The sequence below is a fragment of the uncultured Shewanella sp. genome, assembly GCF_947495455.1.
GTDB lineage: Bacteria > Pseudomonadota > Gammaproteobacteria > Enterobacterales > Shewanellaceae > Shewanella.
This window is the reverse complement of sequence record NZ_CANLZC010000172.1, coordinates 1-6,095: the sequence shown is the minus strand read 5'-3', so window position 1 is coordinate 6,095 and position 6,095 is coordinate 1. Positions and strand designations below refer to the sequence as shown.

6 protein-coding genes are annotated in these 6,095 nt (G+C 38.1%); all 6 read left to right on the top strand.

The features are described 5' to 3' along the window. Window positions 1-411: 411 nt before the first annotated feature. The 6 genes from Q0791_RS24070 to Q0791_RS24045 all read left to right on the top strand — a co-directional run bounded on the left by Q0791_RS24070 (window position 412) and on the right by Q0791_RS24045 (window position 5,582). Entirely contained in the window at window positions 412-2,043 is a 1,632-nt protein-coding gene (locus Q0791_RS24070) for a fatty acyl-AMP ligase (protein ID WP_299011802.1), read from the top strand. A 7-nt stretch (window positions 2,044-2,050) separates the two neighbouring features. Beyond that, window positions 2,051-3,007: an acyl-CoA desaturase gene (locus tag Q0791_RS24065; protein WP_299011801.1), complete on the top strand. Its 957-nt coding sequence runs from the start codon at window positions 2,051-2,053 to the stop codon at window positions 3,005-3,007. 29 nt (window positions 3,008-3,036) lie between these two features. Beyond that, the gene (locus Q0791_RS24060) at window positions 3,037-3,312 is read left to right on the top strand and encodes an acyl carrier protein (RefSeq protein WP_299011800.1); all 276 of its coding nucleotides are present in this window, start codon (window positions 3,037-3,039) and stop codon (window positions 3,310-3,312) included. Then, window positions 3,309-3,461: a hypothetical protein gene (locus Q0791_RS24055; RefSeq protein ID WP_299011799.1), complete on the top strand. Its 153-nt coding sequence runs from the start codon at window positions 3,309-3,311 to the stop codon at window positions 3,459-3,461. Before Q0791_RS24060 ends, Q0791_RS24055 begins: the two co-directional genes overlap by 4 nt. A 334-nt stretch (window positions 3,462-3,795) precedes the next feature. Further along, entirely contained in the window at window positions 3,796-3,987 is a 192-nt protein-coding gene (locus Q0791_RS24050) for a hypothetical protein (RefSeq protein ID WP_299011798.1), read from the top strand. Window positions 3,988-4,415: 428 nt separating this feature from the next. Continuing rightward, complete coding sequence (locus Q0791_RS24045) at window positions 4,416-5,582, top strand: hypothetical protein (RefSeq protein WP_299011797.1); 1,167 nt, start codon at window positions 4,416-4,418, stop codon at window positions 5,580-5,582. Window positions 5,583-6,095 lie beyond the last annotated feature (513 nt).

Below are 6,095 nucleotides of genomic sequence, written 5' to 3'. Positions count from 1 at the left end.
GTTATATGAAGAACCATCTTATTTATCGCAATGTCTTCGGGATTATTTAGAATAAAAATATGAGGGGATCTTTAAGCATTAACGGATCATGCTACTACATTAGATAATAAACCTATTGACGGTGCAGCTATTCTTACTACTTTGTTTCTCATTGGAATTTTTTTAGTGGCTTTTGGTGTCAATAGACGATTAAAACATAACTCTTTCCTTTTGTTTTATTTTTTTGTCGTTGGAGGATTATCCTTAGTTTTTGTTCCTTGGGAGTTTTGGGGAGCACCAATAAAATAAATCAGTTAGATTGTGAATACTGATTCTGTAGATAGAGAGCTGTTGCTTTAATCGTCGTGAATATGAACATTGATTTAAGGCTGTGTTTAAACCTCTTTTGAGTATAAGGAGAGTATAGTGGCTATGAATCAAGGCCGCAGTAGAGCAGAGCATATTTTGAAGGCATTAGAGACTAATGCTACTTATAAGGATTGGCCAGATGCAATTACCTATTGTACTGATAAGAAAAATATTTCGATTAGCTATGAGCAATTAATTTATCGTGCTAAAAGGTGGGCTAAAGCCCTGTCGTCATCTGCATCATCTGGCGATCGTGTTCTGATTTTCATGTCGGCAGGTTTAGATTTTTTTGCAGCCTTTTATGCTTGCTTGTATCTTGGGGCAATAGCTGTTCCATTACCTCGGCCTCAAGGTGCGGGGAAAAAAGATGCGTTAAAAGCTGTGATAAAGGATGCGATGCCATCAGCAGTTATCACTAATTATGATGTGATAAGCTTTGATAGTGATCTTAGGGATAATTTAGTCATATTTACTGTAATGGAATTAGACAGTGAATATGAGCTATTAACAGATATCACCTTAGATCCAGATGCTATTATGGTGCTTCAGTATACTTCTGGTTCTACTGGAATGCCCAAAGCGGTTGCGATAGATAATAACAATCTGTTGAGTAATTCATATTCTATTGGTCGTGCGTTTGAACATTCGGCGAATACTCAAGGCTTAGTATGGTTGCCTCCTTACCATGATATGGGGCTTGTGGGAGGGGTTATACACCCGTTAGTAGAAGGGTTTCGAACAGGTATTCTCTGCCCTTTTAAGTTTATGCAAAAGCCAAGCCGATGGCTGAGAGCCATATCAGAGCTTAAAGTTAATACATCTGGGGGGCCTAATTTTGCCTTCGCTGAATGTGTTAAGCGTATCAAAAATCAAGATATTGAAGGAGTGGATTTATCTTCGTGGGATTTGGCTTTTGTTGGGGCTGAACCTATTAGGTATGAGGTGTTACACCAGTTTTCAGAACGCTTTTCATCTATTAATTTTAACCGTGATGCTTTTTTCCCATGTTATGGGCTTGCTGAGGCGACGTTACTGGTGTCAGGTGGCCCTAAAATTGCGGCTTTAAAGATTCAAGAGGGGGATGGTAAGCATCTCTTAGATAGCGGATTTACAATAAATGGGTGTTCGGTTGTTATCGTTGACCCCCATTGTTTACAGCCTGTTGCTGATGGCGAAGAAGGTGAAATATGGGTACATGGAAATAATGTTTCACGGGGCTATTGGAATAATCCAGATGCTAGTCAAGCGTCTTTTAATGCAAGACTTTTAGGTGATCCTAAGACATATCTTAGAACAGGTGACAATGGTTATTTTGTTGATGGACGTTTAGTTGTGACAGGGCGTATCAAAGATCTCATTATTATTCGAGGGGTGAATCATCATCCCGAAGATATTGAGCGATCTTCTATGGATGCTGCGCCGGAGTTATGGGGAATGGCGAATGCGGCTATTTCGGTTAACATAAATAATGAAGAAAACCTGATTTTAGTGCAAGAAGTGACTCCTTTATCTGATGTTTCTAGTATTAAAGAAAAGATTAAATTAATCGTTTTTCAAGTTCATGGTATTAATCTTCATGATTGTATTTTTGTGAAGCAACGAAGCTTACCTAAAACGTCAAGTGGAAAAGTGAAACGGTATCATACGCAACAACTATATTATCAATCTAAACTTTTAACTTTAAATATAGGTTAAGTGAATTATGAAAAATACAATGTGTGATGATGATATTGCTGTTGATGAAAGGCCATTTTCTAAGACTATTGATCATCGTTATTTGCCTTTTTCACTAGCTAAGCGCGCCATTTTTCTCATATCCATACCTGTGTTGGGTATTTTTACGACTATTATACTAGCATTTTATAATGTGTTACCGACCATGGTGGACTTTATGGCATTTCTTATCATGTATCTTATTGCAGGATTAGGTATGACAGTTGGCTATCATAGGCATTTTACGCATAAGGCGTTTAAAGCTTCTAAGTGGGTTAGACGCTTGTTCATTATTACAGGAAGCTTTTGTGCTCAAGGAACTGTCATTTCTTGGGTCACTATGCATAGGTGTCATCATAAATATTCAGATCAACATGATGATCCTCATTCACCCTATTTTAAAAAGTCCAAGAAATTAACAGGCGTTAAAAAATTTTGGCATTCACATATCGGATGGACATTTGATTATGTGGTGCCTAACCCTATTTATTACGCCCGTGATCTTTTGCGGGATCCAGATGTTATTCGTTTTAGCCAATATTATTATTATTGGGTTCTTTTGGGGATCTTGTTACCTGGAGTTGTTTGCGGCTTAATTTGTCAATCCTTTCTGGCTGGTTTCACTGCGGTATTATGGGGAGGCTTGATACGACTTGTTGTGGGGGCGAATAGCCTTATGGCTATCGCATCTTTGACTCATATGGTGGGTAAAAAAGAGTTTAAAACCAGTGATGAGAGCCGAAATATTTGGTGGTTATCCATTTTTACATTTGGTGAGTCTTGGCATAACAATCATCATGCTTTTCCTGCATCGGCGAAGTTAGGATTTGAATGGTGGCAGCTTGATCTTGGCGGTTTTGTGATTTGTTTGCTTGAGAAGTTGGGGTTGATATGGGATGTAAAGCAGCCTTCTATTGAGCAAAGAAATAGTGCTCGGTTTCAATAAACAATGAATATATTAATGTGGGAGGTGATATGAGTGAGCAGTTTTCTGGAGAAAACATGGAAGCTTGGTTGGTTTCCTATTTGGGAAGAATGCTTGATAAAAAAGAAGAGGATATCGATGTTGATGCTAGTTTTGATACCTTTGGTTTAGAGTCGTCATCAATTGCTGCTATGACTGGCGATTTATCTGATTGGTTGGGGCAAGAGATAGATCCAACAATTGTTTATGAACATCCAAGCATTTCGTCTCTTACGCAACAAATTACACGCCTTCATAGGAGAGAGATAAGGGGGGTTATCGAATGACTGTAACTAAAACATCTAGCGGTAAAGTAAGTAAAACGTCTGCGCTAAGTGAGCAAGTACCGATTATTGGGATCCCAACAGAAAGCGACATTCGTATTTGGCGACAATACACTATAAAAAATAAATTTATCCAGCTTGGTATTAAATAACAGTGAAAATAATAGCGCTATACAAGCTGCTCAAGATAACCCATCAAGCGAAGCATTTGCGAATAATATTGATAGAGCAATAGCATTGGTTAACTTTAGCCAAGGTTCGTTTCCTGAATTGAAATGCTTAGATGCAAGATTAAACGCTTATTAAGAGCCGTTACCCTTTTTTATTCCAATCGATAACATAAACAGTGCGACAGTTGGTATAGAAGGGCAAGAATGTATCAATTTTTCAAGTTATAACTATTTATGCTTAAGTGGTCATCCTTCTATTTGCGTCGAGGTATTAAGCGTCATTAATCAATATGGCATATGGGTTTCAGCCAGTCTATTGGTGGGAGGAGAGTGTCGTTTACATGGCTTACTAGAGTCAGAAATTGCTGACTTTCTTGGGACCGATAATGCGTTTGTTTTTGTGGAAGGGCACGCGACGAATGTGAATGTATTAGGTCACTTAGCTGGGCCTGACGAATGTATTTGCTTTGATGAGTTAATCCATAATACTTGTGTCGATGGGCAATAAGGTCGGGGGTGAAGTACCTGAGTAAGAGCTTGGGAACATGCGGCGGTTATATGGCTGCTAATAAAGGGTGATCCGTTATTTAAAGTACACTTGTTCTATTTAGTGGGCATTAGCCCTGCAAATACAGCTGCAGGGCTTTGATTACTTCGACAAGAAAGTGAGCGTATAAGTAATTTGCAAAACAATGCGTTGCGATTACGTTCTATGTTTAAAGAGCAAGGGGATATGTGGGAATCTATAGTACTGGAACACCTATAATCCCTTTGATTATAAGAGATGAGAAACCTTGTATTGATATTTCAACTGCCTTAAAAGATAAAGGAATATAAGTTTTGCCATTGTTGCCACCTGCGGTTTCTGATCCGGGTTCTCGGTTGCGCTTTTTTATCAGTAGTGAACATACCATCAAACAATTGAGGGAGACAGTAATGCATTTGAATAATCTTATGCCTATATTAAGTGATATAAATATCGTGCCAGTCAATACGGCAGCGAGGTTGAGTCAGTTTATTAAATTACCTTGGAGCTTATATCAAGCCGATCCTTGTTGGATCCCTCCTTTATTGTTTGAGCTTCGCCAGCGACTTAATTCTAAAAAAAATCCATTTTTTGAACATGCTGACGTCGCAATGTGGTTAGCGTTACGTGATGATAAAGTGGTAGGTCGTATTAGCGCTCAAATTGATCACTTGTACTTGAAACAATATGCCGATGATACAGGACATTTTGGTATGTTTGAAGCTGAGAATGACGAAGAAGTGGCGGTTGCTTTGTTTGCTGTAGCTGAGCAGTGGTTAGAGAAAAGAGGAATGAAGAGAGTGTGTGGTCCTTTTAATTTATCCATTAATCAAGAGGCGGGTTTATTAGTGGAAGGGTTTGATAGCCCACCTTCGATCATGATGGGACATGGACAACCTTTTATGGAGCACCTCTTGCTATCAGCTGGCTATAAAAAGGTCAAAGATTTAATTGCTTATAAATATACAGAAGGGCTTGATAAAGGTTCTTTTAAAGAGATTAAGACTGTTGCCGTAAAATATGCTCAACGTATTAAGATAAGGCCATTTAATCGTAAGGAGTCAAATCGTGAATTTGAAATCATGCATGATATTTTTAATGATGCATGGTCGAATAATTGGGGTTATGTTCCTTGCACTGATGCGGAGTTTAAGGAAATTGCCTCAATGTTATTGTTGTTTAGCAACGATGATTTGATTCAAATTGCAGAATTGGATGGTCAGCCTGTCGCTTTTGTCGTGGCTATCCCTAATATCAATGAGGCAGCACGAGATTTAAATGGACGTTTATTTCCATTTGGTTGGTTAAAATTACTTTGGCGTCTTAAAGTTAATTTTCCGAAAAGTGCTCGTATGATCTTGATGGGAGTTAAAAAATTACATGCTGATACAGGTTTACGACCACTACTAGGATTTAAGATTTTGGAAAAAGTACAAAAGGCCTTGTTTAAATCTGGTATTAGGGAGATAGAGTTGTCTTGGGTACTTGAAGATAATCTTGGTGCACGCTCGACGGTAAAAATTTTTGGGGGAGTGGAATATAAACGCTATCGCCTTTATGATAAGAATTTATTGTAATAAAATGCACTTTGGATTTAGTGTATGTTTTAATATCAATATGAACAGGGTGTGAGAATGAGTGTTTACTATTTATTCACTTTCCTTTATGCCCGCTAACAAAACCTTTTTTAAATAGTCTGTACTCATCGGTGATCTCTTTTGCTTTCGAGGAATACTCAGGTTTTTTTGAGGTTTCTGCGCGCAACATGTAAAGCGTTACTTGCCTAAAACACGTCATAATTTCAACAGCATTACCCCGGTAAAACTTTAGCTGTTTGTTTTGGATCACCAAGGCTGCCAAAAAACTTAAGAAATTGCTCGTAAGACATGTGATCCCCCTAAAAAAGTAGTATAAGATCACAGCTCGTATAGCACGCCAAATTTTCTGTGTTAGTTAATCGTGATTTGTATAAATTATGTTCGTGATATTACCCTAGATTAGTACCTATATTGTGCCTTGTTGATCAAATAGCTGCTTGAGATACAGCTATAGCAAGGTTTTCCGAGTTTTATTTCGTTGCCTGTCGAACA